The sequence below is a fragment of the Rathayibacter sp. AY1A7 genome, assembly GCF_002930845.1.
Classification (GTDB): domain Bacteria; phylum Actinomycetota; class Actinomycetes; order Actinomycetales; family Microbacteriaceae; genus Rathayibacter.
The window spans coordinates 49,073-75,694 of sequence record NZ_PSTL01000001.1 but is presented as its reverse complement, the minus strand read 5'-3'; the positions used below and the strand labels follow the sequence as shown (position 1 = coordinate 75,694).

Below are 26,622 nucleotides of genomic sequence, written 5' to 3'. Positions count from 1 at the left end.
GATCCGAGCTTCCGTCATCTTCGAGAGAAAAATAGCGGAGACCGCTCGGGCGGATCAGCGGTGGCGCATCGGCCGGATCAGAACCCCTCGTTGGCGCGCGGCGCGTAGTCGGCGCCCAGCGCCTCCAGCTCGTCGGTGGTCAGCTCCACGTCCAGCGACGCGACCGCGTCGTCGAGGTGGTGGAGCTTCGTGGCTCCGACGATCGGAGCGGTGACCGCCTCCTGCTGCCGGACCCAGGCGAGCGCCACCTGCGCACGGGGCACGCCGCGCTGCTCGGCGATGCGTGCGACGGTCGCGACGGTCCGCCGGTCGGCCTCCTCCTGCTGGCGGTAGAGGGTGCCGCCGAAGACGTCGGTCTCGGTGCGCGCCGTGGTCTCGTCCCAGTCGCGGGTGAGCCGGCCCCGGGCGAGCGGCGACCACGGGATCACGCCGACTCCCTGGTCGACGCAGAAGGGGTGCAGCTCGCGCTCGTCCTCGCGCTGGATCAGGTTGTACTGGTCCTGCATCGAGACGAACCGCGTCCAGCCGCCCAGATCCGCGGTGTACTGCGCCTTCGCGAACTGCCACGCCCACATGCTCGAGGCGCCGATGTAGCGCGCCCTGCCCGAGCGGACGACGTCGTGGAGCGTCTCCATCGTCTCCTCGATCGGCGTCTCGGGGTCCCAGCGGTGGATCTGGTAGAGGTCGACGTAGTCCGTGCCGAGACGCCGGAGGCTGTCGTCGATCGCGCTGAGGATGTGCCGCCGCGAGAGGCCGCCGCCGTTGGGGCCGGGGCGCATCCGCCCGTGGACCTTCGTGGCGATCACGACCTCCTCGCGGACCGCGAAGTCCGCGAGCGCCCGGCCGACGAACTCCTCGCTCGTGCCGTCGGAGTAGACGTCCGCCGTGTCGAACGTGGTGACGCCGAGCTCCAGCGCCCGCCGGAGGAAGGTCCGCGACTCCTCCTCGCCCATGCTCCAGCCGTGGGCACCGCGGTCGGGAGCGCCGAAGCTCATGCAGCCGAGGACGATCGAGGAGATCTGCAGGCCGCTGGAGCCGAGTCGGGTGGAGTCCATGCGCGTCGCTTCCGTGTCGAGGAGGGGGTCCCTCCAGCGTCGCACCCGCGAGCGGCGGCGCGCCAGCCGTCCGGCTACACGGCCGGATCGCGACGAGTGGCGGCGACCACGCTCGGGAGGAACAGCGCGACGACGGCCACCGCGGCCGGCGCCAGCAGCGCCCAGCCGATGTCGGGCACGGCGTACTGGCCCTGGAAGGCGCCGAGCGCCACGGCCATCATCACCAGCTGGATAGTCAGCGCCGACGCGCGCATCCAGCCTCGCCGTCGCACGGCGCCGAGCGTCGTCGCGGCGGCCCAGCACACGGCGATCAGCGCGAGGACGACGATGGCGATCCCTCCGCCGACCGTGTCGGCACGGGTCGTCAGCAGCTCGAGCACGAGCCACGCCGCGACCCCGGCGACGGCGAGCGTCTCGAGGGCCAGGACCGCGATCAGCACCACCAGACCGAGCGGCCGGGAGGCGGTCGGGCGGGGTCCGCGGGACCCGTTCGCGTCAGCGGTCACAGGCACATCCCATCCAGGACTCTTGATTCGGGCTCATCCCCGTGACAGGCTAGTCCAGTTCGTTTCACCGCTCACAGGGTCGTGGGTTTCCGCCGATGTGAACATCCGATCCCGCCGCGCCGTCAGGCAAGGGGGCGAGCCGGATGACCAGCACTGGAGCCGGGTGGCCGACGCAGTGCTCACGCATCGCGTCGAGTGCACCGGCAAGAACCGAGCGTTCTCCCGTCCACCACCCCGATCCACCCCGCGCTCCAGCACGGGGCCTCGTGGCGTGCGCCGGTGAGGGCGCGGAGGTCGAGTACTGGTCGGGATCGTCGGCGTGGATCGATCATCCCACCCGAACACTGCGTGGTTCCTCCACGCACGCCTTCACACAAGGAGCATCCGCATGGACTGGCGCGACAAGGCCGCTTGCCTCACCGCAGACCCCGAGCTTTTCTTCCCGGTCGGCAACACCGGCCCGGCCGTGGACCAGATCGAGAAGGCGAAGTCGGTGTGCGCACGCTGCACCGTCACCGAGGTCTGCCTCCAGTACGCCCTCGAGACCGGCCAGGACTCGGGCGTGTGGGGCGGCCTCAGCGAGGACGAGCGTCGCGCCCTGAAGCGCCGCGCCGCCCGCGCACGCCGCGCCTCCTAGGCGCACGAGCCGCTCGGCGGCACGAACGACCCCGACCCCCGTCGCCTCTCGGCAGCGGGGGTCGCGTCGTCTCCGGCTTCAGGAGCGGGCGCGCTCCAGCCATCGCAGCGGCACCTCGATGGTGACCTCGGTGCCGCGCCCGACCAGCGTGTGCCAGTCGATGGTGCCGCCGAGCTCGCCCTGGATGAGCGTGCGCACGATCTGCGTGCCCAGGCCCGATCCGACCTTGCCCTCCGGCAGCCCGACGCCCGTGTCGCGCACCTTCACCGTGAGCTCGTCGTCGCTGCGCGAGGCGACGATCTCCACGTCGCCCTCCCGTCCGGCCAGGCCGTGCTCGACGGCGTTGGTGACCAGCTCGGTCAGGGCGAGGGCGAGCGGAGTCGCGTACTCGCTGGGCAGGTTGCCGAAGCTCCCCGTCAGCTTCGGGTGCACCGTGGTGTTGTGGGTCGAGGCGACCTCGGCGATCAGCAGCAGCACCCGGTCGAAGACCGCGTCGAAGTCGACGTTCTGGTTCAGCCCCTCCGAGAGCGTGTCGTGCACGACCGCGATGGCGGCGACGCGGCGCATCGCCTGCGTGAGCGCCTCCCGGGCGAGGTCGGAGTGGGTGCGCCTCGCCTGGATCCGCAGCAGCGAGGCCACGGTCTGCAGGTTGTTCTTCACGCGGTGGTGGATCTCGCGGATCGTCGCGTCCTTGGTGATGAGCTCCCGCTCCTGGTGGCGCAGCTCCGTCACGTCGCGGCACAGGACGACGGCGCCGACCCGCTCGCCGCGGTCGCGGATCGGGATCGCGCGCAGCGACACCGTCACTCCGCGGGCCTCGATGTCGGTTCGCCACGGCGCCCGGCCGGTCACGACCAGCGGGAGCGACTCGTCGATGACGACCTTCCCCGCGATCAGCTTCGTGGTGACGTCGGCGAGCGACTCCCCCTCGAGCTCGTCGGCGAAGCCGATGCGGTTGAACGCCGAGAGGGCGTTGGGGCTCGCGAACGTGGTGACGCCGTCGACGTCCAGGCGGATCAGTCCGTCGGACGCGCGCGGCGCCCCGCGACGAGGACCGGTCGGCGCGCCGAGGTCCGGGAAGTCGCCCGAGGCGATCATCGAGAAGAGGTCGTTCGCGCAGTCGTTGAACGTCAGCTCCTGCCGGCTCGGCGTGCGCGTCTCGCTGAGGTTGGTGTGGCGCGTGACGACCGCGATGGGGCGGTCCGTCGTGCCGCCGTCGGAGGCCCCCCGGCGGCGCAGGACGGGCACCGCGCGCACGCGGGTGGGCGTCTCCTCGAACCAGTCCGGGGCGGAGGTGTCGACGATCCGCGCGGTCTCGAACGCCTCGACGACCTGGGCGCGCCACTCCGACTTGATCCTCTGCCCGACGAAGTCGCGGTAGAAGAGCGTCGCCGCGCTGCTGGGGCGCGCGTGGGCGACGGCGACGAAGCTGTCGTCGGCCGTGGGCACCCAGAGCACGATGTCGGCGAAGGCCAGGTCGGCGAGCAGCTGCAGGTCGCCGACGAGCAGGTGCAGCCATTCGACGTCCGCTTCGTCGGATCGGCCGTGGGAGAGGACGAGGTCACTGAGGGTCGACACCCGACAAGCCTAGGGCGCGGCCGGGCGGTGCACGCCGGGCTCGCTGTCCACAGCTCGGGACGGCCGACGATTATCCACAGTCTGCGCCTCTGCACTCCATGAGCATCCCTCGACTGCTTCGATGAGGTCGTCCTCGCGTGCCGACCCAGCGCGCCCAGCCCGTCGAGCAGAGAGGTGACCCGGACCCGTGAACAGCTCGTCCTGCCCCAGGAGATCGCCGCATGAGCCTTCCCCTCCACGCCTTCGACTACCGCACCCTCCCCCTCGACCCCGAGGCGGCCGTGGAGCGGCTCACCCTCGCGGAGTTCTTCGCCCCGCAGCCTGCGACCCGCGCGGAGCTGCCCGACCCGGAGCCCCTGCTCGCCCGGCTCACGCACCTCGTGATCGAGATCCTCGAGGGCTCGCGCGAGATCGACCAGATCGCGCGGTGGCTGAGCGACGAGGTCTACCACCACCTGCAGAAGCGGGTCGTGCTCGCGGCCCGCGCCCGCAGCCTGCGGAAGCGGACGGCGCAGCGCGTCCCGTTCACGGTCGGACGGGTGATCGTCACGGAGCCGCGGGACGGCGTCGTCGAGGGAGTGGTCCTGGTGCATCACCGCGCACGGAGCCGGGCCGTCGCGATCCGGCTCGAGGGCACGGACGCGCGCTGGCGTGCCACCGCGATCAACGTGCTGTGAGGAGCGGGTCAGCGCTCCCGGGCGGCCGCACCGGCCGGGAGCACGATCTCCACCCCCCTGTCGCGCAGGGCCTCCTCGAGCTCCGGGGGCGGCGGGGCGTCGGTGACGAGATGATCCGCGCGGCCGAGCTCCGCGACCTCCTCGGGGACGGCTTCACCGCCGCCGACTACGACCTCGTCGGCGGACTCCCTCCCCAGCCCGGCTCGCAAGCGGTGTGCGCAGCGGTGGAGTCGGCGCTCGAGGCCTGCTGCGTCCCCGGGCTCGTCCTCGAGACGGACCGGCCGACGACGATCGGCCTCGGCGACACCTTCGCCGGCGGCTTCGTCTCGGCCCTCGCGCGCGGCGAGTCCTGACGGCGGGCGAGGCGGGCTCCGAGCCTCCGCAGGAACGCCGACGGCCCCGGACACCCGCTGCTGCGGGACCGGGGCCGTCGGCGTCGTCCGGGGAGGACTCAGCGGCGCTTGGACTGCGCGCGCCGCTCCTCGCGGTTGGCGGGGGCGTCCGAGCCGCCCGGCTTCTGGCCGAAGGCGCCGGTCGTCGGAGTCTCCTCCGCCTCGCCCTCGGGGAGCGCCTTGCGGGCCTCCTCGGCGCGGGCCTTCGCGGTGGCCGCCTGCTGCACCTGTCCGCGCTGGTTGCGGACCTCGACGCCGCCGGTGTCGCTCGGGGCCGAGTAGCTGAGCTTCTCGGCCGGAGCGACCGGCTGAGCGAGGCCCTTGGCCGCGACTCCGGCGACCTCGCCCTGCTTCTGGGTCACCTCGACCTCGAGGTTGAAGAGGAAGCCGACGGTCTCCTCGCGGATCTGCCCCATCATCTGCTGGAACAGGGCGAAGCCCTCGCGCTGGTACTCGACCAGCGGATCGCGCTGGGCCATCGCGCGCAGGCCGATGCCGTCCTTGAGGTAGTCCATCTCGTAGAGGTGGTCGCGCCAGCGGCGGTCGATCACCGAGAGCACGACACGGCGCTCGAGCTCGCGCATGGCGGGAGAGCCCAGCTGCTCCTCGCGGCGCTGGTAGGCGAGCTGCGCGTCCGAGAGGATCTCGCGGCGCATGAACTCCTTGTTGATGCGGCCGCGGCTGCCCGCCTCCTGCACCACCTCGTCGATGGTGAGGCTGATCGGGTACAGCGTCTTCAGCTCGGTCCAGAGGGCGTCGAAGTCCCAGTCGTCGCCGTTGCCGTCGCCGGTGTGCACCTCGAGGATCTCGTCGATCACGTCGACGAGGAACTTCTGGGTGCGCTCGTGCAGGTCGTCGCCCTCGAGGATGTGGCGGCGGTCCGAGTAGATCGCCTCGCGCTGGCGGTTGAGGACGTCGTCGTACTTGAGGACGTTCTTGCGGATCTCGGCGTTGCGGGCCTCGACCTGCGACTGGGCGCTGCGGATGGCGCGCGAGACGACCTTCGACTCGATGGCGATGTCGTCCGGGACGTTGCCGCGGCCCATGAGCGCCTCGGCGGCGCCGGAGTTGAACAGGCGCATGAGGTCGTCGGTGAGCGAGAGGTAGAAGCGGCTCTCCCCCGGGTCGCCCTGGCGCCCCGAGCGTCCGCGGAGCTGGTTGTCGATGCGGCGCGACTCGTGGCGCTCGGTGCCGAGCACGTAGAGGCCGCCGGCGGCCTGGACCTTCTCGGCCTCCTCGCCCACCTTCTCCTTGACGGCGGCGAAGACCTCGTCCCACGCGGCCTCGTACTCCTCCGGAGTCTCGGAGGGGTTCAGGCCCTTGGCCGTCATCTCGGAGACCGCGAGGAACTCGGCGTTGCCGCCGAGCATGATGTCGGTGCCTCGACCGGCCATGTTGGTCGCGACGGTGACGGCGCCGAGGCGGCCGGCCTGGGCGACGATGGCCGCCTCCCGCGCGTGGTTCTTGGCGTTCAGGACCTCGTGGCGCACGCCCTTCTTGGCGAGCAGGCGCGAGAGGTACTCGCTCTTCTCGACGCTGGTCGTGCCGACGAGGACCGGCTGCCCGGCCGCGTGGCGCTCCGCGATGTCCTCGACGACCTGGGCGAACTTGACCTGCTCGTTCTTGTAGACGAGGTCGGCGTTGTCGATCCGCTGCATCTTGCGGTTCGTCGGGATCGGGACGACGCCGAGCTTGTAGGTCGACATGAACTCGGCGGCCTCGGTCTCGGCCGTTCCGGTCATGCCGGAGAGCTTCGCGTAGAGGCGGAAGTAGTTCTGGAGCGTGACGGTCGCCAGGGTCTGGTTCTCGGCCTTGACCTGCACGCCCTCCTTCGCCTCGATGGCCTGGTGGATGCCCTCGTTGTAGCGGCGTCCGGCCAGGATGCGGCCGGTGTGCTCGTCGACGATCAGGACCTCGCCGTTCAGCACGACGTAGTCCTTGTCCTTCTTGAACAGCGCGCGCGCCTTGATGGCGTTGTTGAGGAACGAGATCAGCGGGGTGTTCGCCGACTCGTAGAGGTTGTCGATGCCGAGGTAGTCCTCGACCTTCTCGATGCCGGGCTCGAGGACGCCGACGGTGCGCTTCTTCTCGTCGACCTCGAAGTCCTCGCCCTCGTCGAGGCGCTTGGCGAGGTTGGCGAACTCCGCGAACCAGCGATTCGCCTCGCCCGAGGCCGGCCCGGAGATGATCAGCGGGGTGCGGGCCTCGTCGATGAGGATCGAGTCGACCTCGTCGACGATGGCGTAGAAGTGGCCGCGCTGGACCATGTCCTGCGCCTGCCACGCCATGTTGTCGCGGAGGTAGTCGAAGCCGAACTCGTTGTTCGTGCCGTAGGTGATGTCGGCCGAGTACTGCTCGCGGCGCTGCTCCGGGGTCTGGCCCGAGAGGATCACTCCGGTCGTCATGCCGAGGGCGCGGAACACGCGCCCCATCAGCTCGGACTGGTACGACGCGAGGAAGTCGTTGACCGTGACGATGTGCACGCCGCGGCTGGCGATCGCGTTGAGGTAGGCCGGGAGGGTCGCGACGAGCGTCTTGCCCTCTCCGGTCTTCATCTCGGCGATGTTGCCCAGGTGCAGGGCGGCGCCGCCCATGAGCTGCACGTCGAAGTGGCGGAGGCCGAGCGTCCGGCGCGAGGCCTCGCGGACGGCTGCGAACGCCTCCGGCAGCAGGTCGTCGAGGGACTCGCCGTTCGAGTAGCGCTCACGCAGCTCGACGGTCTCGTTCTTCAGCTCCTCGTCGCTGAGGTGCGTGAAGTCCTCTTCGAGGGCGTTGACGGCCTTCGCGTAGTTCTCGAGGCGACGGATGACCCGCCCCTCCCCGACGCGAAGGACCTTTTCGAGGACAGAGGCCACGGGGTACTCCAAAAAAGTAGAAGACAGGAGTCGCGCGCCGGAGCGCGGACCGCGACCAGCCTAGCCGGGGCGGGCGGCGAGCGGTCGGGGCGACGCGTCCGCCCTGGGCGGACTCCCTGCCTGGGCACGGGGAGGGCCCCGGAGCGGATGCTCCGGGGCCCGGGGTCGGATCTCAGCCGGCGGCCTGCTCGGCGAGCTCGTCGGCCTCGTCGCCGAGGCCGATCACGCCGTAGTCCCAGCCCTTGCGGCGGTAGACCACGCTCGGGCGGTTCGTGTCGGAGTCGATGAAGAGGTAGAAGTCGTGTCCGACCAGCTCCATGTAGTCGACGGCGTCGTCGACGGTCATCGAGACGGAGGCGAAGACCTTCTTGCGGATGACGACGGGGCAGTACGGCTCCTCGACCTCGTCCTCCACCGGCTCCGGCGCCTCCTGCACGGGGATGACGCCTGTGCTCAGCTGCTCCAGCACCGCCGCGTCGGCCGGCTGGATGGCGACGACGCTGAAGTCGTCGGCGGCCGCGTCGCGGAGCGAGGTCGGCCGATGCTGGCCCCGATGGACCTTCTTCCGGTCCTTGGCGCGTCTCACCCGTTCGAGCAGCCGGCCGATGGCGACGTCGAACGCCGCGTACTTGTCGGCCCCGCTCGCCTCGGCCCGGACCACGGGCCCCTTGCCGATCAGCGTCAGCTCCACGCGGTCGCCGCCGGCCGAGCCCTTGCCCTCGGCGTGCCTGCTCGCCTTGATCTCGAGTGCGAGAGCACGATCGGCGAGGTGCGCCACCTTGTCCGACTTCTCCGTCGCGTACGCGCGGAAGCGATCGGTGATGTCGATGTTGCGTCCTGTGATGTCGATGTCCATGACAACCTCCCAGTCGAGTACGGCGTGCCGCCTTTCTCCGGGGCGGACCGTTCACGCCGTGCCCCCACCGTAGACCCCGGCCACCGGATCGTCACCGGGAGTTCGTCCGGATTCTGCTGCTACGTTCCCTCCTCGTTGCGCGGTGCCGGCCAGGGCCGCCGCGGCCCGGACCGTCCCGCCGGCCGCACGCACGACGCGCCGGAGCTCGAGTAGGGTGGCGGCGGAGGTGACCACGTCGTCGACGAGGACCACCGGCGGCCACGACGAGAGCGGACGGCGGGCGCGGAACGCCCCGTCGAGGTTGCCGCGCCGCTCGACGCGGCCGAGCCCGACCTGGTCGCGGACCATCCGCGACCGCCGGAGAGGACGCGCCGCCCGCCCTCCCGCCGCGGCGACCAGCTGCGCGACGGGATCGGCGCCCCGCCGCACGCGGCCGAGCCAGGAGCCGGGCGGGACGACCAGGATCGCGGGGCTGCCGGCGAGCGCCGCGCCGAGGGCCGGACGCAACAGCGCGCCGAGCGGGGCGAGGCAGGCCGTGCGGCCCTCCTCCTTCAGCGCGACGACGAGGCGGCGCACCGTGCCCTCGTACGGGGCACCGGTGACGACGAGGAGCGGATCGTCCGGCGGCCCGACGACGCGGGTCAGCAGGCAGGCCGAGGCGGCCGCGTCGGCCGAGCAGTCCGGACAGGGCGCCCGGCTCGTCGGCTCTCCGCAGGCGGGGCACTCCAGCGGGAGGAGGACGGCGAGGGCGTCGAGCAGGTGATCGGAGAGCATGCCTCCACGTTCGCCGTCCGGGCCGCGGCGCGGGGGGTGGATCCGTCGGATCGGGACGATCCGCCCGCCCGACGCGCCTGGGGAGGAGCATCCGGAGCGCGCCGCCGTCGGAAGGGCTCGTCGCCGCCGACAGGACCGGTCAGGACCCCATGCCGGTCTGTGCCGCGAGCAGCCGGATGTCCGTCGCGGTCGTCTGCCAGGCCGAGCCCCGCTGCTGCCGGAGCTCCCCGCCCTCGGCGAGGATGCGGATCTGGGTCGAGGTGTTGCCCGCGGCGATCTGGACCGTGCCCGTCGTCGTGCCGAGCGCCGTGGCGCCTCCGCCGAGCAGGTTCATCGTGACGGCGTCCTCTCCCGTCGAGCCGCGGACGACCGACACCACATCGAGCTCGTCCGTCCAGGCCGCGGCGACCGCGGTCCCCAGAGTCGAGCGGAGGACGACCGGCTCGCCGACCGCCACCGGGTCGCCGTCCCGGGAGCGGGTGATGCCGGCCACCAGCACCGTCGCCTGCTGCCCGTCCTGGGCGAGCGCCAGCATCCGGGTGCCGTCGCGCGACACGGCGATCGAGGCGAGCGACTCGACCTCGCTCCAGGCCGTCGCGACCTGCATCGAGCGCGAGCCGTCCGCGGAGTACGCCACCAGCTGCCCGGGCGAGGCCGACGGCACGGACCACACGTACCCGAGCGGATCGATGGACGGCGCGACGAGGCCCGACCGCGCGTCGAGGAGGACGTCGGCACCGTCGGGCTCCACGAGGCTCACGCCCGCGGCGGTGAGCACGGCGGCCGATGCGTCCGAGTCGGCCCCGCGCTGCTCGCCGAGGACCGCGGCCCGCGGCTGCAGCGCCTCGATCCGATCCGAGATCCCGAGGCCGGCCAGCCCGGAGGAGCCGAGGAATCCGAAAGCGTCGTCGGTCAGCACGAGCGGCCGGGTGTCGACGCGGGGCGAGGTCGGCAGCCCGGTGACCTCGGAGGGGACGTCGATCGGGTTCTGCTCGACGGAGAGCGCGACTCCGGTGACGTTCGAGACGTTCGCGAGGCTCCGGTTCAGCTGCAGCGCCATCAGCCGCCACTGCGCCGGATCGGCCTCGAGAGCGGCCGGGTTCAGGTCGACCACGGCGCGCTGCGACTCGACCGGGACGGTCTCGGCCGCCAGCGTCGTCCCGGTCGGGAAGGCCGACACGACGGCGGCGGAGTCCCGCAGCCACGGCGTGGGGCCGCGCAGCAGCTCGGTGACGATCGTGGTGCTGGTGGAGCTGTCGGCGCGCGAGGCGAACCAGCGCAGGTCCGGCACGAGGTACTGGTATCCGGGGTCGAAGAAGTAGAGCGCGTGCGTCGAGAAGACCTGCTCGAAGGTGGTGCGGTCGATCACCACGCCGCTCGGCGGCGCGCTGATGCGCCACTCGCCGTTCTCCTGGACGAAGCCGTAGTCGAGGGTCAGGCCGGCCGTGGTGGCGACGTCGGTGTAGACGCCCGTCGCGTCGACCTCGGCGACGGGCGTGATCGTCAGCGAGAGCGTGGATCCCGACTGCGGCGAGGCGGAGCGCTGGCCCTCGTCGACCGTCACGTGCTCGCCCGGCGTCCAGTCGGCTCCGGTGGAGAGGAACTCGCGGGCGATCTTGTAGTTGTTCTGCGGGCTCGACGCGGCGTCGATGAAGCCGGTCAGGATGTCGCGCTGCGACGCACCGACGGCGGGTCCCGACGGGAGGAAGTCGTATTGGAGGTCCTGCGGCGCGGTGTCGGGCCGTCCGACTCCGACGTCGCCGTCCCGCGGGATGCCGGCGCACCCGGCCAGCCCGAGCGCGAGCAGCGTGGCGGCCGCGGCGGCGCGGAGGACGCCGCGCCTCACGGGAGGACCCCCGCGGCCCCGACCGGAGGAGCCTGCAGCGGCGGGAGGACGATCGGGCCGCTGTAGGCCTGCTCGCCCGCGTCGACCGGGGGCAGCGGGAGAGGCGAGGCCTCGATCCGCTCGCCGCGGTGCCGGGGCACGGTCAGGCGGAAGCAGGCGCCGCGATCGGGCACGGACCAGACCTGCAGCCAGCCGTGGTGCAGGGCGGTGTCCTCCTGCGCGATGGAGAGGCCGAGGCCGGTGCCGCCGAGCGTGCGGCGGCGGGACGGATCGGCGCGCCAGAAGCGGTCGAAGACGCGCACCACCTCCTCGCTGCTCATGCCGTGCCCGTAGTCGCGCACGGCGAGGGCGACCGCGCTGGCGTTGCTGTCGACGGTGACGACGACCTCGCGGCCGTCGCCGTGCTCGATCGCGTTGCCCAGCAGGTTGCGGACGATCCGGCGGATGCGGCGCGGATCGAGGTCGGCGTCGAAGTAGCCGCCCGGGGCGGAGAGAGTGAGCCGGGAGCCGTTCGCCTCCGCGATCCCCCGCATCGCCTCGATCTCGTCGCCGGCCAGCTTCACCAGGTTGACCGGCTCGAGCTCGAGCTCGGCCGATCCCGCGTCGTGGCGGGAGATCTCGAGCAGGTCGGCGAGGAGGCTCTCGAAGCGGTCGATCTGGCTGTGCAGCAGCTCGACCGTGCGCTCGGCGACCGGGGCGAAGTCCTCGCGCTGGTCGTACAGCACGTCCCCGGCCAGCTTCATCGTCGTCAGCGGAGTCCGGAGCTCGTGCGAGACGTCCGAGACGAAGCGCTGCTGGACCTGGCTGAGCGTCGCGAGCTCGCTGATCCGGTCCTGCAGGCTGTCGGCCATGCCGTTGAAGGACCGGGCGAGTGTCGCGATCACGTCCTGGCCCCGCTCGGGTATCCGCACGTCGAAGTCGCCGGCGGCGAGGCGCTGGCTCGTCTCGGCCGCGACCCGGACCGGGGCGACGACGATCCGCACGACGACCCAGCTGACCGCTCCGATCAGCAGGATGAGCAGGATCCCCGCCACGTTGAGCACCTGCTGCACGAACTGGAGCGTGCGCTCCGCGTCCGCGAGGGAGTAGCCGATGTACAGCTCGTAGCGCCCGGCCGAGCTCGGCAGCTCGAGGGTCGAGCCGACGAGGATGCCGGGCTGCTGCTGACCGGAGGCGTCGAGCGTCACCGACTGCCAGTACTGCCCGTCGGAGCCCGCCTGCACCCGCTCGCGCAGCGCGTCGCTGATCACGCCGTTCTGCAGCTCGCGGTTGTAGATGTCCTGAGGCGCCAGCGAGGACGCCTCCTGGTCGGGCGAGCGCACGACGGCGATCAGCGCGGAGGAGGAGGCGTCCCGGACGGCGGTGCGCACCGAGCTCATCACCTCCTCCATGTCCTGGCGGGTGGAGACTGTGGCGGCGTCGAGGTATCCCTGCGCGGCCCGGGTCGCGCGCGACGTGTCGCCCGTGACCTGCGTCAGCCGTGACTGGAACAGGTTGTCGCTGATGCTGTACGAGAGGTAGACGCCGGTCGAGCCGATGGCGATGCCGCTGAGCAGGACCGTGATCGCGACCGCGCGGAACTGCAGCGACGTGCGCCACACCCCGAGCACGCGGCGGGGCCACCGGCGCACGTCGGGAGCGGCGAGGCGGGGCACGGTCAGCCCGGGAGGACGGCGCCGGCGCGGTAGCCGACGCCGCGCACGGTCATCACGATGCGGGGGTCGTCCGGGTCCTTCTCGACCTTGGCGCGCAGGCGCTGGACGTGCACGTTCACGAGGCGGGTGTCGGCCTTGTAGTGGTAGCCCCAGACCTGCTCGAGCAGCATCTCGCGGGTGAAGACCTGCTGGGGCTTGGAGGCGAGGGCGAGGAGGAGGTCGAACTCGAGCGGGGTCAGGCCGATGCGCGTCTCGCCGCGGCGGACCTCGTGGCCGGCGACGTCGAGGCTCAGGTCCCCGACCTGCAGCACCGCGTTCGCGGCGGCGGTGGCGGGACGCAGGCGCGTCCTGATCCGCGCGACGAGCTCCTTGGGGTCGAACGGCTTGACCATGTAGTCGTCGGCGCCGGACTCGAGGCCCTGCACGACGTCGGAGGTGTCGGACTTGGCCGTCAGCATGATGACGGGGACTCCGGACTCGGCGCGGATCGCGCGGCACACCTCGATCCCGTCGATCCCGGGCAGCATCAGGTCGAGCAGGACCAGGTCCGGCCGGGCCCGCCGGAAGGCCTCGAGGGCGCCTGAGCCGTCCGCGCAGAAGGAGACGTCGTACCCGTCGGCGCGCAGGACGATGCCGATCATCTCGGCCAGGGCGGCGTCGTCGTCGACCACCAGAATGCGCGCGCTCATCGGTCTGCTCTTCCTCGTCTCGGGTCGCGCCCGCCCACGGCGCGCACGGTGACCCGACCCAGGCTAACCGACGCACCTCTCCGTGGGCGGGGAGCGGGCTCTGCGGGCGAAGGGGGTCCGCTCGGGGGAGGACCCCGCCCGCACGCCTGTGACAGCATGGAGGGGATGACCGACGCAGCTCAGTGGCCCCCGCCCGCAGGGCGTCCGGACGACGCGGCCGTCACGGCGCAGGACGGCGACCGGCGCAGGCCGCTGCCCGCTCCCGTCGCCCCGGCCTGGTCGCCCGCGCCGCCGAGCGCAGGTCCCGTACCGACCGGTCCCGCCGGGGGCTCCTGGTCGCCCGCCTCCGGCGCCGGCCCCTGGTCGCCCGGTCGCCCCGCACCCGGCTGGACTCCCCCGCCCAAGCCCGGTCTCGTGCCGCTGCGCCCGCTCGGCTTCGGCACCCTGCTCGGCGCCCCGTTCCAGGTCCTCCGCCGCAGCCCCCGCACGACCCTGGGCGTCGCCCTGCTGGTGCAGGGCCTCGGGTCGGTGCTCGCCCTGGCGGTCTACGGCCTGATCGCGGTGCTCGCCGTCGGGCGCATCGCGCAGGCGGAGTCCGCCGACCGCGACGCCGTCGGCGCGGGCTCCCTCGCGGTCGTGGTCCTGGCCGCCCTCATCCCCCTCGCCGTCTCGCTCGCCAGCGGTGCCCTCGTGCAGGGCGTGGTCGTGCTCGAGGTCACCCGCGGCGTCCTCGGCGAGCGGGCGACCTTCCGACAGCTGCTCGCCCGGCTGCGGGGCCGCTTCTGGGCGCTGATCGGCTGGACGGTCCTGCAGGGCGTCGGCTACCTCCTCCTGGTGCTCCTCGCCGTGGCGCTCGCCGTGCCGCTGTTCGTCATCGGAGCGATGGACGGGACGTCGAGCGCGATCGTCGGCGGGATCCTGGTGCTCGTCGGCTCCGGCCTGGTCGCCCTCGCGCTGGGGGTCTGGCTGTCGACGAAGCTCGCCCTGGTTCCGAGCCTGATCGTCGTCGAGCGGCTGCCGCTGCGCCGTGCGGTGGCGCGCTCCTGGCGGCTGGTGGCGGGCGGCTTCTGGCGCACCTTCGGCGCGCTCGCGCTGATGACCGTGATCATCCAGGTCGCCGGCCAGATCGTGGCCACGCCGTTCAGCCTGCTCATCCCGATCGCCGGCGCCCTGATCGCCCCGACCGACCCGGACGCGCAGCTCGTCACCTCGCTCGTGGTGACGATCGCCTCCGTCGCCGTGGGCTTCGTGATCGGCGCCGTCGGCACCGTGCTCCAGTCGGCCGTGACGGGCCTCGTCTACCTCGACCGACGGATGCGCCGCGAAGGCTTCGACCTGGTGCTGATGCGCCACGTCGAGGAGCGCGCGGCGGGCCGCCCCTCCCCCGATCCCTTCCCCGTGCCGGAGCGCCCGTGATCCTCGCCGCGGCCCCTCTCGAGCCCGACGCGGAGCAGGCGCGCCGACTCCTCCTCGAGGAGCTCACCGACCCGCGCTACCGGGCGGCCGAGCCGACCCTCTTCGACCGGGTGGTGCAGGCGGTGCGCGACTGGTTCGCCTCCCTCACGCTGCAGGGCGACGGCCCGCCGGTGCCGATCGCCGCCGTGATCGGCGTGCTGGTGCTGGTGGCGCTCGTGGTCGCCGCGCTCGTCATCGCGGGACGGCCCCGCGCCGGTCGCCGCAGCACCGTCACGGGAGCGGTGCTCGCCGACGACGACACCCGCTCGGCCGCGATCCTCCGCTCGCTCGCCGAGGCCGCGGCCGCCCGCGGGGACTGGGACGAGGCGCTCGTCGAGCGCTTCCGCGCCCTGGTGCGCTCCCTCGACGAGCGGACCGTCCTGCGGGTCTCGCCCGGCACGACCGCGCTCGGCCTGGCGTCGCGCGCCTCTGCGGCCTTCCCCTCCTCCGCCGCCGCGCTGCGCCGCACGGCCGACGACTTCGATCGCGTGCGCTACCTCGGGCAGCCCTGCGGCCCGGCCGAGTACGAGAGGGTCGCGGCTCTGGACCGCGAGCTCGCCGCGGCCTCGCCGGTCCTGGACGCCCTGGCGGCGCCCCGGTGAGCGCCGACACGGTCTCCAGCCCGACCCTCGGCGCACTGCTGCGCCGCGGACGGGTGTGGGTGCTCCTCCTCGTGATCGTCGCGGTCGGCACTCTGCTGCTCACCGTCGCGACCGGGACCCGGGTGGCCGCCCCCGACCTCGACGTCGACAGCGCGACCCCGGACGGCGCCCGCGCGCTCGCCCAGGTGCTGCGCGATCAGGGCGTCGAGGTCGTCCGCGCCGACGACCTGGACTCCGCTCTCGCCGCCTCCTCCCCCGACGCGACACTGCTCGTCGACGACCCGGACGTGGCCCTCGACGAGGCCCAGTACCGCCGGCTCGCCCGCGCATCGGCCTCGCTCGTCCTGGTGACCCCGGGAGGAGCCGCGCTCGACGCCCTGCTGCCGGACGTCCGCTTCGCCGGCTCCCCGGCCGGCGACGGCCCCTTCCGCGCCGAGTGCCCGCTCCCCGCGGCTGAGCGCGCCGGCACGCTCCCCGCCGGAGGGAACACGTACCGGATCCTCGACGACGGCGACGCGGTCGGCTGCTTCCCCTCAGGCGACGACGGCTTCCTGCTCGTGAGCACCGGGTTCCCGCAGGGCGCCGACGTCACCGCGATCGGCGACGCCGACCTCCTCCGCAACGGCACCATCGGCCAGGACGGCCGCGCCGCTCTCGCACTCGGACTGCTCGGCGGTGAGGACCGGCTGGTCTGGTACCGCGCCGGAGCCGCCGACTCGGCGAGCACCACCCCTGCACCCGCCGACCTCGCCCCCGGCTGGGTGACTCCGGCTCTCCTGCTGCTGGTGGCCGTGTTCGTCGCCTCCGCCGTCTGGCGCGGCCGCCGGCTCGGCCCGCTCGCGGTCGAGCCGCTGCCGGTCGTCGTGCATGCGAGCGAGACGGCCCGCGGCCGCGCGCGGCTCTACGCGCGCGGAGCCCTCCGGCCCCGCGCCCTCGACGCACTGCGCATCGGCACCCTCCGGCGGACGGCCGCGCTCCTGGGACTCGCTCCGGCGACCGGGGTCGACGAGATCGTCGCCGTCGCCGCCGAGCGCCTCGGCCGCGATCAGGCCGCGCTGCGCCGTCTGCTCGTCGACGACCTGCCGGGCGACGACGCCGCCCTCGTCGCCGCCTCCGACGAGCTCCTCCGCTTCGAGAGCGCGCTCCGCGCCGCCCTCTCCCCGACGACCGCCCGACGACCGGAAGGCCCCTCCCGATGAGCGACACCACCCCCTCCGCCCGCGACGGAGCGCCGGTCTCCGACGACGACCTGCGCGCCGAGCTCGACCGGGTCCGCTCCGAGGTCGGCCGCGCGGTCGTCGGCCAGGACGGCGCCGTCTCCGGGCTCCTGATCGCCCTCCTCGCGGGCGGCCACGTCCTGCTCGAGGGCGTCCCCGGAGTCGCGAAGACGCTGCTCGTGCGCGCCCTGTCCGTCTCGCTCGGCCTCGACACCCGCCGGGTGCAGTTCACGCCGGACCTGATGCCCGGCGACATCACCGGCTCCCTCGTCTACGACGCCTCCACCTCCGGCTTCGCCTTCCGCGAGGGCCCGGTCTTCACGAACCTCTTGCTGGCGGACGAGATCAACCGCACGCCGCCGAAGACCCAGGCCGCGCTGCTCGAGGCGATGGAGGAGCGCCAGGTCAGCGTCGACGGGCGCACCCTGCCTCTGCCGGACCCGTTCCTCGTCGCCGCCACCCAGAACCCGGTGGAGTACGAGGGGACCTACGTGCTCCCGGAGGCCCAGCTGGACCGGTTCCTGCTCAAGCTCGTGCTCGACATCCCGCCGCGCGACGTCGAGGTGGAGGTGCTCTCGCGCCACGCCGCCGGCTTCGACCCGCGCGATCTCGACGCCGCGGGCGTGCGCCCCGTGCTCGACGCCGCTCGTCTGCGCGCCGCCCAGGCGTCGGCCCGGCGCGTCGGAGCCGGCCCCGACGTCCTCGGCTACATCGTCGACCTCGCCCGAGCCACCCGCGAGAGCCCGAGCGTCAAGCTCGGCACCAGCCCCCGCGGCTCGACCGCCCTGCTCGCGGCGTCCCGCGCCTGGGCCTGGCTCAACGGCTACGGCTCGATCACCCCCGACCACGTGCAGGCGATGGTCCTGCCCGTGCTGCGCCACCGCATCCAGCTGGAGCCGGAGGCGGAGCTCGAGGGCGTCCGCACCGAGGCCGTCCTGGGCGGGATCCTGCAGCAGGTCCGCGTCCCGGTCTGAGCCGTGCACCTCACCGGACGCAGCGTCCTCGTCCTCCTCGTCGGCCTGGTGCCGGTCGTCCTCCTGGGCGGCCGCCCCGAGGTCGCCTTCGCCGTGCTCGGCCTCTGGCTCCTGGCCTGGGCGGTCCTCGTCGGGATCGACGTCGCGGTCGCGGGCTCGCCCCGGGCCGTCGTGCTCGAGCGGCGGGTGCCGGACCGGGTGCGGCTCGGCGAGCGGGCCGAGGCGACCCTCCTGGTCACGAGCACCGGCCGCAGGAGGATCACGGGGGTCCTCCGCGACGCCTGGGAGCCCTCGGCCGGCGCCCTCGAGACCCGGTCGCCCCTGCGTCTGCCTCCGGGCGAGCGCCGCGCGGTGACCACGGTCCTGGAGCCGCTGCGCCGCGGCGAGCGCCGGGCACTCCACGTCACCATCCGCTCCCGCGGGCCGCTCGGGCTGGCCGGCCGCCAGGCGACGCGGGCCGCGCCGGCCGTCGTGCGGGTGCTGCCCGCCTTCCGCTCCCGCCGCCACCTGCCCTCGCGCCTGGCGCGGCTGCGCGAGCTGGAGGGGCGGACCAGCGTGATGATCCGCGGCCAGGGGACCGAGTTCGACAGCCTGCGCGAGTACGTCCGCGGCGACGACGTCCGCTCGCTCGACTGGCGGGCGACCGCGCGGCGCCGGGAGCCGGTCGTCCGCACCTGGCGCCCGGAGCGCGACCGGCGCGTGATCGTCGTGCTCGACACGGGCCGCACGTCCGCCGCCCGGATCGAGGACGAGCCGCGCCTGGACACGGCGATCGAGGCGTCACTCCTCCTGGCGGCCCTCGCGGCCTCGGCCGGCGACCGGGTCGACGTGCTCGCGTTCGACCGCACCCGGCGAGCCCGCGTGCACGGCGCGACCGGCACGGAGGTGCTGACCCGCGTCGTGGACGCCCTCGCCCCCGTGCAGCCCCAGCTCATCGAGACCGACTGGGCGGCGGTCCCCGCGCAGGTGCGCACCCTGGCCTCCCAGCGCTCGCTGGTGGTCCTCCTCACCGCGCTCGACTCGGTCGGCTCGGCGGAGGGGCTCCTCGCGGTGCTCCCGCAGCTCACCCGCGTGCACACGGTCGTGGTCGCCTGCGCGCTCGACCCCGAGCTGCAGCGGATGGCGGAGGACCGGAGCGACCGGCCCGCGGTCTACTCCGCCGCCGCCGCGGAGCGCTCGCTCGCGGACGTCGACCGGCTCTCGGCCGCCGTCCGCCGTCTCGGCGGGGACGTCGTGCTCGGCAGCCCCTCCGCGCTCCCGCCGGCGCTCGCGGACCGCTACCTCGCGCTCAAGGCGGCCGGACGGCTCTGACCTGCGAGAGGGGCCGTCGTCGGTCCCGGGAGCGCTGATCGACGGCCCCGCTCCGACGTCCGCGCTCGTCCGGCTCGGCTCAGCCGGCCGCGATGCTCCGCGACCCGGCCTCGAACCGGTCGAGGTCGCCCGTCTCCCCCGCCCGCACCGCGCGCCCGCCGACGACGATCATGTAGAAGAGGAACGCGCCGAGGGCGAGCGCCCCGATCCCGATCTTGAGCCACCAGGGCCAGGGCGCCGGAGTGACGAACCCCTCGATCACGCCCGAGACGAGCAGCACGAAGACCAGGCCGATCGCCACCGTGAACAGGCTCCGCGCGTCCTCGGCGAGCGCCTGGCCGCGGGTGCGCGCGCCGGGAGCGATCCAGGCCCAGAAGATCCGCAGGCCCGCGGCCGCGGCGACGAACACGGCCGTCAGCTCGAGCTGGCCGTGCGGCGCGATGTAGAGGAAGAACGTGTCGCCCTCCCCCACGTGGAACATCACCGCGATCGACGTGCCGAGGTTCTGCGCGTTCTGCAGCAGGATGTACGGCACGTAGACGCCGACGATCCCGAAGGCCACGCACTGCGCCGCGATCCAGGCGTTGTTGGTCCAGACCTGCCCGGCGAACGAGGCGGCGGGGTTCTCGGAGTAGTAGTCGATGAAGTCGCCCCGGGCGAAGCGCCGCAGCTCCTCGTCGTCGCCCAGCGCGGCGAGCAGGCGCGGGTCGCCGAGGATCCAGAGCGCGTAGAGCGTCGCCACCACCGCGGTCGCGAGGGCGACGGCGAGCGTCAGCCAGCGCAGCCGGTGCAGAGCGGCCGGGAGCGAGAGGACGACGAAGCGGGAGACCGCGGCGAGCGGCTCGTCTCGCGTGCCGGTCAGGCGTCCCCGAGCCCGCGAGAGCGAGACGGCGAGCCGCGTGCCGACGGCCGTCGATCCGGCGGTGGAGGAGATCGTGGCGAGGTCCGCGGATGCCGCCTGGTAGCGCTCGATCAGCTCGTCCGCCTCGGCTCCGGTCAGGCGGCGCCTGCGCGAGAGCTCGTCGAGGCGGGTCCACTGCGCAGTGCGGGCGGCCGAGAGAGCGTCGATGTCCATCTCCTGACAGGATAGCCAGGCACGCCGCCGAGGCCGAGCATCCGGGAGGAGCACCGTGGAGGAGCAGCGCACCGAGTTCGACGACGCCGACCTGATCACCGGCGAGGCGATCGCGCTCGAGGTGCCCGTCACCTCCTTCGTGCTCCGCGCGGTCGGCGCGATCATCGACCTGATCGCGGAGCTCCTGCTCGCGCTGGGCCTATTCCTGCTGGTCTCCTCCCTCTCCGGGGACGGCGGCCTGGACCCCGCCGCCTCGGCCGCCGTGGCGATCGCGGCCCTCGTCATCGCCGTGGTGATCGTGCCGGTCACCGTCGAGACGGCCAGTCGCGGCCGCTCGCTCGGGAAGCTCACCGTCGGCGCTCGCGTCGTCCGCGACGACGGCGGTTCCATCGGCTTCCGGCACGCCCTCGTGCGCGGCCTCACCGGCGTCCTCGAGATCCTGATGACCTTCGGCGGGCTCGCCGCGGTCGTCGGCCTCCTCTCGCGCCGATCGCGCCGTCTCGGCGACGTCCTCGCGGGCACGCACAGCCAGCTCGAGCGCGTTCCCCGCGCGGAGCCGCTGGTCGTCGAGATCCCGGAGCCGCTGCGGGGCTGGGCCGTCACGGCGGACACCGCGCGCCTCCCCGACGCCCTGGCGCGCCGACTGGCGCAGTTCCTCCGTCAGCGCCACGGCATGACGGAGCCGTCGCGCTCGCAGCTCGCCGCCGCGCTGGCCGACGAGACCGCGGTCCACGTCTCCCCGCTGCCCGCCGCGCCCGCGGAGGACTTCCTCCTCGCCGTGGCCGCACTCCGCCGGGCGCGGGAGGAGCGCGCCCTGCTCCTGTCCGACCAGCGCCTCGAGCGGCTGGCCCCCGTGCTCTCGAGCACGCCGCGCGGCTTCCCCGAGCGGCCCTGACGCGCGCGGCAGCGGCCTAGGCGGGCCCCGCGCCGTAGCGGACGGTCTCCCAGCCGCGCGGGACGAGGAGCCGCCGGTCGTGCTCGGCGCAGAGGTCGTAGCCGTGCGGATCCGGCGCAGGACTCAGCGGCCCGACCGCCACCAGCGAGTCGCGGTAGTCGTAGGTCAGCGTGACGACGGCCTGCGCACGGCAGCCCGTCCGCGAGCAGTGCCGTCCGGTCATCGCCGCCCACAGTAGCAATAGGCTGGAGCCATGCCCCGTGCTCGTCGTTCCGCCGCTCGCCCGACGAGCGGGTCGCGCGGAGGCTCCCGCGACCGGCACGGCCGCGGCGCACGAGGGCCGATTACCGGTCCGCACCTCCCCCTGCTGCAGACCCGCTCCGACTTCTTCGAGGCGACGATCGGCTCGGCCTTCGACTACCTCCGCGGCACCTGGCCGGAGGAGCTCGCCGGCATCCGCGTCGACGTCGCGGCGACTCCCGACGTCGACCCCGACCGGCTGCAGGGCACGGGCATCGCGCGGTGGCGCGTCGACCACGCCGCGCGCCGCATCACGCTCTACCGCGTGCCGATCGAGCGCCTGGCGAAGCTGCACCGCCGCGACGAGTGGCACCAGCGCATGCTGATCGAGAGCTACGTGTTCCGCGCCGTCGCGGAGCTGCTCGGCCGCGACCCGTGGGACATCTCCCCGGACCGCTACCGGCACCCCTGAGGCGCCGGCAGCTCTGAGGCGCCGGCACCGCCGAGGCGCCGCCGCCCCGCGTCTCAGTGCGAGTAGACCGTGATCGGCGAGGAGAGCGGTCCCGGCGGGACGATCGTGTACGAGGCGATCCGCCCGTCGCGCGCGATCGAGACCGAGGCCTGCACGGGCTGGGTGCTGCTGACGACCGCGCCGTCGCCGTCCAGCGGGGTCGCGAGAGCCGCGAACGGGCCGAGCTCGAGCGTGCGGGTGCCGCCCGGGGCCTCGATCTCGACCGAGGCGGTCGAGTCGCTGCCGTTGACCAGGTGCAGTCGCGCGTCGCCCTCGCCCGTGCCGGCGACGCCGAAGGGCGTCGTGGTCGCGGTGCCGGAGGCGAACCAGGCGAAGTCCGTGCCGGCCGAGCCGGTCGAGGTCGTCCGCCCCGCCGCGACGATCGGCTGATCGGCCCGCAGGACGATGCGGTAGGAGCCGTCCGCCAGGCCCGTGAGCGGGACCTCGCCGACGAGGCCGGCGGGGACGACGACCTGGGTGGAGGCGCCCGACCCGCTCGGGTCCTCGTTGGTGACCTCGACCGAGACCGTGCTGTCGGCGTCGCCGGGGGTGAGGATGCGCAGCACGGGGCTGCCCGCGCCGCCGCTGCCGTCGTCGCTCGCGGTCTCGGCCGGAGGCGACGTGACGGTGAAGCCGGCGATCACGGCGAGCGTGTCCGGGCCGGCGGAGGGGCCGGTGGTCTCGACGCCCTCCGGGGTGAGCCCGGAGATGGCGCTGCTCTGCATGCTCGCGGCGACCTCGCCGCCCCGTGCGGTCACGTGCACGACGGGCTGGACGACCCCGGGGGCGAGCCCTGCGAGCGGGAGCGCGCGGACCGCTCCGGCCGGAACGACGATGCCCGTGGCGCCGGTGGCCTGGACGGTGCCGGTCTCGGAGAAGAGCGTGAGGTCGACGGTGGAGGCGACCTCGCTCGGGTTCGCCAGGATCAGCACGGCGGTGCGCCCGACGTCGGTCGAGCCGGCCACGAGCCAGCTGTCGGCCGAGGGCTCGGCGCAGGCGCGGGCGGACAGTCCGGAGAGGGTGTCCGTGCCGATGGCCTGGACGGTGGCTCCACCGGGAGCGGGGTCGGAGCCCGCGGGCACGCTCAGACCGGTGATGCCGGTGCCCGGTGCCGCGACGTCGTCCTCGTCGAGGACCGTGGGGTCCGAGGTGGAGCCCTCGGGCCGGACCGCGGTCGCCGCGCCGTCGAGGGCGCGCAGCTGCTCCGGCTCTCCGGCGTCGATCAGATCGCCGCCGCAGACCAGCGAGCTGTCGGCCGCGACGGGCGTCACGACGACGCCCTCCGCGGCGCTCGAGACCAGGGGGGACGGGAGGAGCTGGGGCACGACCACGGCGGCCGCGGCGATCACGACTCCGGCCGCGCCCACCGCACCGCGCAGGGCCGTCCGGCGCCGACGGGCGGCCGAGGGTGCGCGATCGGGCGTCGAGGCCGCGGAGCGATCGGCGCGGCGCTCCGCGCGGGAGCGGCGGGCGGAGGACTCGGGCATCTGCTTCTCCTGGTCGGCGGGGTCAGACATCGTCGTTCCCGTCGTCGAACTGGCCGGTGGCCTCGCCCGGCTCGTCGTCGATCCCGGCGACCGCGCCGCTGGAGCGGCCCCGCTCGAGGGAGAGCCCGGTGGGCACCGCCAGCAGGAGGGCGACGACGAAGACGAGGAGGAGGGCGATCGTGTAGGCGATCCCGAAGGGTCCGACCACGCCGGACGGAGCGGCCTCGGTGCGGGCCCCCTCCGTGTCGACGGCCGTCCAGAGGAGCCCGTAGCGGGTGTCGCCGACGGCCGAGAACGCCGCGTTGCCGTCGAGGGAGACGGCCGCCCGCGCGCGCACGGCGGCGGCCGCGTCGCCGACCTGGGTGCCGGCCGGCTCGGTCAGCACGACGAAGCGCACGCTGAGGCTCTCGAGCGCGGAGGGGACGTCGTAGCCCGTCCGCGAGACGAGGTTGCCCGCCAGCTCGTCGATCGCGTCCGTGCTCTCGGCGCCGGTGTTCGCGAGGGTCGACTGCTGGTCGAGGGTCGCGCCCGCTCCGCGCTCCAGCCGGGCGAGGACGCCGCCGTCCGCCTGCGGGACGAGCACGATCGTGCCCACCCGCGGGTCGTTCCGGGCCTCGGCCGCCACGTAGGCGGGGAGCGAGCGGTCCGACGTGGTCGACACGGACGTGCCGGCGCCAGACGGGAAGGCCACCGCGAGCGGACCGACCAGTGCTGCTGCCGCGGCCGTGACGACGAGCGCCGGCACCACGCGCACGGAGCGCACGGCGGCGAGCGAGAGCGACGCGCCGATCACCAGGCCGAGCCAGTAGAGGCTGAGACCGGTACCGCTCCAGACGGAGACCGCCTCGGAGCCGGTGGTCGCGACCTGCACGCCCTGGGCGAGCGAGGCGGTCACGAGACCCGCCGCCGCCACGCCGACTCCGCCGAGGGCCGAGAGGTTGTTCGGGAGGAGGAGGGCGGCCAGCGCCGCGACGATCAGCGGCACGACGAGCACGGCCGTGACCAGCGGGGCGGCGGAGGCGCCGATCCCCAGACCGCCGAGGAACGCGAGCCATCCGTCGGGCAGACCGGCCGGGAAGCCGGCGAGCAGCGCGACGAGGTCCGACTGCGCGGAGGGCAGCGGGACGCCCGGATCTGCGAGGACGCCGAGCCAGTCGCCCCGCGGTGCGCGGGCGACCACCAGCGGGAAGAGGAGGACGGCCGCGGGGATCGGCAGGCCGAGGAAGCGGCCGATCCGCCGCCCCGAGGTGGCGACGACGACGAGCCAGATCACCAGGAGCGGCACGGCCAGCACCGGCGCGCACGCGACGACGGCCGCAGCCAGGATCGAGGCGCTCGCGGAGGCGGACCAGGAGCGGTACGCGCCGAACCCGGCGAAGAAGAGCCAGGGAAGCAGCACGTGCACCAGCAGCGGGGCGGGGCGCCCGTCGGCCTGCGCGGCGAAGAAGGCGGGAGCGAGGATGTAGACGAGGGCTCCGGCGGCGCGGGCGGTCGCGCGCGGGGTGAGCCGCGCGATCATCAGCCAGGCGCCGAGGGCGGCAGCGGGGAGCGCGACGAGGTAGAGCAGCACCATCGAGTAGCTGGGCGACCAGAAGGTCAGCGAGCCGAGCACGGCGAGGACGGCGGCGAACGGGTCCGCCGCGCCGATGAACCCTGAGCCGAGGTCGCGCCAGCCGTAGGCCGCGTTGCGCCAGAGCTCGCCGACGGTCGGCGAGAGCGTCAGCAGACCGCCGCCGCTGAGCGCGGGAGCAGCGAGGAGCGGCGTGTAGAGCACCAGGCCGGCGAGCGCGGCGATGAGGACGACCCACACTCCCCCGCCCTGGAAGAAGTGCAGCGGATGGCGGTCCCGCCCGGCCTGCACGCGCACGGCGTCGTGGCGCACCGAGCGCAGCTGCCGCACCACGTCCAGCGGGATGCGGAGCGGCGCGATCGCCTTCCAGCCCACGTTCTTCGACGAGCGGAGAACGGTGCGGGCCCGCAGCACCTTCGTCCCCCCGAAGGCGACGACGAGGGCCGCCAGCAGCTCCCCTCCGACCAGCCCGGGCTGCTTGCGCAGCAGGCGCACGACCGCGCGGCCGATCGCCAGCGGGACGAGCGAGAGCCAGTGCAGGAGGAGGAGCGCGACGGGCGCGTAGGCGAGCCGGCGGTGCAGCTGCGCGGTGCGGTGCTGGCGTGCGCGGCGCCGCTCCCCGCTGTCGATGCGGCGGCCGTCGGGGCGCTGCAGCCCGATGCGGGCGGTGGTGACGCGGGCGTCCGGCACGCGGCTGACCCTGTGCCCGGCGAGCCGGGTGCGGATCGAGAAGTCGAGCGCGTCGTCGACGACCGGCAGGCCGGGGTCGAAGCCGCCGAGCTCCTCCCAGAGGGAGTGGCGCACGAGCATGCCGCCGGCGGCGACGGCCAGGACGTCGGGCGTGGAGTCGTGCTGGCCCTGGTCGAGCTCGTCCTCGACGAGGTGGACGGTCGTGCCGTGCTTGGTGATCGACTCGCCGTAGCTGCGGATGTAGCCGGAGCGCGTCCAGTCCATGATCTTGGGGCCGGCGACCGCGACGGAGGGGGCGACCTCGACGGCTCCCAGCAGCGCCGCGAGGGCGCCGGGCTCGGGGGCGGAGTCCTGCGCGAGCAGCCACAGCCACTCGTCCTCTCCGGCCGGCGGCTGCATCACGCGGACAGCGCGGGCCACGGCCTGGCCGAAGGGGAGGTGCTCGGCGACCTGCACGAGCTGCGTCGGACCCCAGGACGCGAGGAGCTCGTCGGTCGTGTCCTTCGAGCCTCCGTCGACGAACACCGTCGCGTCGGGCTGACGGGTCTGCGCCCGCAGGGCCGCCAGGGTTCGTTCCAGATAGGCCGCGCCGTTGCGCGCGACGAGGACGGCGGTGACTCGTGGATACATCGCGGACCACCCTAAGCGATGCCGCCGCGCCGTCCGCCTGCGGCTCGCCGCCCCGTCGGTCGGGTCGCGGCGAGGAGGGGACTAGGCCCGGCGGCGCAGCTTCCGGCGCTCGCGCTCGGAGAGGCCGCCCCAGATGCCGAACCGCTCGTCGTTCTCGAGCGCGTACTCGAGGCACTGGGCCCGGACCTCGCACGAGGTGCAGATCTTCTTGGCGTCGCGGGTCGAGCCGCCCTTCTCGGGGAAGAAGGCCTCGGGATCGGTCTGCGCGCACAACGAGTCGACCTGCCAGGAGAGCGCGCCCCCCGGCGCCTCGGTCGCGGTGTCGATCCCGGGTCGGACCCCGGGCACGCCCAGACGGACCGGATCGACGAACCAGTCCTCGGGGACTCCGGAGTGCTGTTCCGGAAGCGTCATGCCGTCTCCTACCCCGCCTGCGAACCGATGA

The 26,622-nt window shown here is 73.9% G+C and carries 24 protein-coding genes; 10 read left to right on the top strand and 14 right to left on the bottom strand.

Annotation, left to right across the window (positions count from 1 at the left end; translation table 11 throughout):
- Nucleotides 1-77: 77 nt before the first annotated feature.
- Both C5B95_RS00325 and C5B95_RS00320 read right to left on the bottom strand, forming a co-directional pair.
- The gene (locus C5B95_RS00325) at nt 78-1,055 is read right to left on the bottom strand and encodes an aldo/keto reductase (protein WP_104348232.1); all 978 of its coding nucleotides are present in this window, start codon (nt 1,053-1,055) and stop codon (nt 78-80) included.
- Nucleotides 1,056-1,129: 74 nt separating this feature from the next.
- Complete coding sequence (locus tag C5B95_RS00320; protein WP_104246659.1) at nt 1,130-1,561, bottom strand: hypothetical protein; 432 nt, start codon at nt 1,559-1,561, stop codon at nt 1,130-1,132.
- Nucleotides 1,562-1,949: 388 nt separating this feature from the next.
- Here C5B95_RS00320 and C5B95_RS00315 point away from each other — a divergent pair, with 388 nt between their 5' ends.
- Nucleotides 1,950-2,198 (top strand): WhiB family transcriptional regulator, encoded by a 249-nt coding sequence (locus C5B95_RS00315; protein ID WP_055788231.1) that lies wholly within the window; start codon nt 1,950-1,952, stop codon nt 2,196-2,198.
- A gap of 78 nt (nt 2,199-2,276) precedes the next feature.
- On the opposite strand, the gene C5B95_RS00310 is transcribed toward C5B95_RS00315, so the two are convergent.
- Nucleotides 2,277-3,776 carry a sensor histidine kinase gene (locus C5B95_RS00310; protein WP_104348231.1) on the bottom strand — a complete coding sequence of 500 codons (1,500 nt, stop codon included), beginning with the start codon at nt 3,774-3,776 and terminating at the stop codon, nt 2,277-2,279.
- Nucleotides 3,777-3,997: 221 nt separating this feature from the next.
- Here C5B95_RS00310 and C5B95_RS00305 point away from each other — a divergent pair, with 221 nt between their 5' ends.
- Nucleotides 3,998-4,453: an Rv3235 family protein gene (locus tag C5B95_RS00305; RefSeq protein ID WP_219812326.1), complete on the top strand. Its 456-nt coding sequence runs from the start codon at nt 3,998-4,000 to the stop codon at nt 4,451-4,453.
- Nucleotides 4,454-4,563: 110 nt separating this feature from the next.
- Entirely contained in the window at nt 4,564-4,806 is a 243-nt protein-coding gene (locus tag C5B95_RS00300) for a carbohydrate kinase family protein (protein ID WP_146076463.1), read from the top strand.
- 98 nt (nt 4,807-4,904) lie between these two features.
- Here C5B95_RS00300 and secA read toward each other — a convergent pair whose 3' ends face one another.
- The 6 genes from secA to mtrA all read right to left on the bottom strand — a co-directional run bounded on the left by secA (nt 4,905) and on the right by mtrA (nt 13,520).
- Entirely contained in the window at nt 4,905-7,700 is a 2,796-nt protein-coding gene (secA, locus tag C5B95_RS00295) for a preprotein translocase subunit SecA (RefSeq protein WP_104338761.1), read from the bottom strand.
- Nucleotides 7,701-7,872: 172 nt separating this feature from the next.
- The gene (hpf, locus tag C5B95_RS00290; RefSeq protein WP_104224131.1) at nt 7,873-8,556 is read right to left on the bottom strand and encodes a ribosome hibernation-promoting factor, HPF/YfiA family; all 684 of its coding nucleotides are present in this window, start codon (nt 8,554-8,556) and stop codon (nt 7,873-7,875) included.
- A 51-nt stretch (nt 8,557-8,607) separates the two neighbouring features.
- Nucleotides 8,608-9,330: a ComF family protein gene (locus C5B95_RS00285; protein WP_104348229.1), complete on the bottom strand. Its 723-nt coding sequence runs from the start codon at nt 9,328-9,330 to the stop codon at nt 8,608-8,610.
- A 139-nt stretch (nt 9,331-9,469) separates the two neighbouring features.
- Nucleotides 9,470-11,176, bottom strand: a complete 1,707-nt coding sequence (locus C5B95_RS17295) for an LpqB family beta-propeller domain-containing protein (RefSeq protein WP_104347157.1) — start codon at nt 11,174-11,176, stop codon at nt 9,470-9,472.
- Nucleotides 11,173-12,831 (bottom strand): MtrAB system histidine kinase MtrB, encoded by a 1,659-nt coding sequence (gene mtrB, locus C5B95_RS00275; RefSeq protein ID WP_244229464.1) that lies wholly within the window; start codon nt 12,829-12,831, stop codon nt 11,173-11,175. The genes C5B95_RS17295 and mtrB overlap by 4 nt, the downstream gene beginning before the upstream one ends.
- A gap of 2 nt (nt 12,832-12,833) precedes the next feature.
- Nucleotides 12,834-13,520 carry an MtrAB system response regulator MtrA gene (gene mtrA / locus C5B95_RS00270; RefSeq protein ID WP_104224133.1) on the bottom strand — a complete coding sequence of 229 codons (687 nt, stop codon included), beginning with the start codon at nt 13,518-13,520 and terminating at the stop codon, nt 12,834-12,836.
- A 165-nt stretch (nt 13,521-13,685) separates the two neighbouring features.
- On the opposite strand from mtrA, the gene C5B95_RS00265 reads away from it, so the two are divergent.
- From C5B95_RS00265 to C5B95_RS00245, 5 genes are read left to right on the top strand one after another with little or no spacing between them, the layout of a single operon-like run.
- Nucleotides 13,686-14,936 (top strand): hypothetical protein, encoded by a 1,251-nt coding sequence (locus tag C5B95_RS00265; protein ID WP_146076462.1) that lies wholly within the window; start codon nt 13,686-13,688, stop codon nt 14,934-14,936.
- Nucleotides 14,933-15,577 carry a DUF4129 domain-containing protein gene (locus tag C5B95_RS00260; RefSeq protein ID WP_104348228.1) on the top strand — a complete coding sequence of 215 codons (645 nt, stop codon included), beginning with the start codon at nt 14,933-14,935 and terminating at the stop codon, nt 15,575-15,577. Before C5B95_RS00265 ends, C5B95_RS00260 begins: the two co-directional genes overlap by 4 nt.
- The gene (locus tag C5B95_RS00255; RefSeq protein ID WP_104348227.1) at nt 15,574-16,776 is read left to right on the top strand and encodes a DUF4350 domain-containing protein; all 1,203 of its coding nucleotides are present in this window, start codon (nt 15,574-15,576) and stop codon (nt 16,774-16,776) included. The genes C5B95_RS00260 and C5B95_RS00255 overlap by 4 nt, the downstream gene beginning before the upstream one ends.
- Complete coding sequence (locus tag C5B95_RS00250; protein WP_104224137.1) at nt 16,773-17,768, top strand: MoxR family ATPase; 996 nt, start codon at nt 16,773-16,775, stop codon at nt 17,766-17,768. The genes C5B95_RS00255 and C5B95_RS00250 overlap by 4 nt, the downstream gene beginning before the upstream one ends.
- A 3-nt stretch (nt 17,769-17,771) precedes the next feature.
- A complete protein-coding gene (locus C5B95_RS00245) occupies nt 17,772-19,079 on the top strand; it encodes a DUF58 domain-containing protein (RefSeq protein WP_104348226.1) in 1,308 nt (435 codons plus the stop codon).
- Between the two features lie 79 nt (nt 19,080-19,158).
- Here C5B95_RS00245 and C5B95_RS00240 read toward each other — a convergent pair whose 3' ends face one another.
- On the bottom strand, nt 19,159-20,154 hold the full coding sequence (locus tag C5B95_RS00240; RefSeq protein WP_104224139.1) for a stage II sporulation protein M: 996 nt from the start codon (nt 20,152-20,154) through the stop codon (nt 19,159-19,161).
- A 55-nt stretch (nt 20,155-20,209) separates the two neighbouring features.
- Between C5B95_RS00240 and C5B95_RS00235 the strand changes: the two genes are divergently transcribed.
- Nucleotides 20,210-21,049, top strand: a complete 840-nt coding sequence (locus C5B95_RS00235; RefSeq protein WP_244230605.1) for an RDD family protein — start codon at nt 20,210-20,212, stop codon at nt 21,047-21,049.
- A gap of 16 nt (nt 21,050-21,065) precedes the next feature.
- Here the strand turns inward: C5B95_RS00235 and C5B95_RS00230 are convergent, their stop codons facing one another.
- Nucleotides 21,066-21,272, bottom strand: coding sequence for a DUF3499 family protein (locus tag C5B95_RS00230; protein ID WP_104224141.1), 207 nt, complete (start codon nt 21,270-21,272; stop codon nt 21,066-21,068).
- Nucleotides 21,273-21,302: 30 nt separating this feature from the next.
- On the opposite strand from C5B95_RS00230, the gene C5B95_RS00225 reads away from it, so the two are divergent.
- Nucleotides 21,303-21,761, top strand: a complete 459-nt coding sequence (locus C5B95_RS00225; protein ID WP_104224142.1) for a metallopeptidase family protein — start codon at nt 21,303-21,305, stop codon at nt 21,759-21,761.
- Between the two features lie 53 nt (nt 21,762-21,814).
- Here C5B95_RS00225 and C5B95_RS00220 read toward each other — a convergent pair whose 3' ends face one another.
- The 3 genes from C5B95_RS00220 to C5B95_RS00210 form a co-directional block, all read right to left on the bottom strand.
- Nucleotides 21,815-23,317 (bottom strand): DUF5719 family protein, encoded by a 1,503-nt coding sequence (locus C5B95_RS00220; RefSeq protein ID WP_146076461.1) that lies wholly within the window; start codon nt 23,315-23,317, stop codon nt 21,815-21,817.
- The gene (locus tag C5B95_RS00215) at nt 23,310-26,177 is read right to left on the bottom strand and encodes a glycosyltransferase family 2 protein (RefSeq protein ID WP_104348224.1); all 2,868 of its coding nucleotides are present in this window, start codon (nt 26,175-26,177) and stop codon (nt 23,310-23,312) included. Before C5B95_RS00215 ends, C5B95_RS00220 begins: the two co-directional genes overlap by 8 nt.
- An 81-nt stretch (nt 26,178-26,258) precedes the next feature.
- On the bottom strand, nt 26,259-26,591 hold the full coding sequence (locus tag C5B95_RS00210) for a WhiB family transcriptional regulator (protein WP_104224145.1): 333 nt from the start codon (nt 26,589-26,591) through the stop codon (nt 26,259-26,261).
- Between the last annotated feature and the right edge of the window lie 31 nt (nt 26,592-26,622).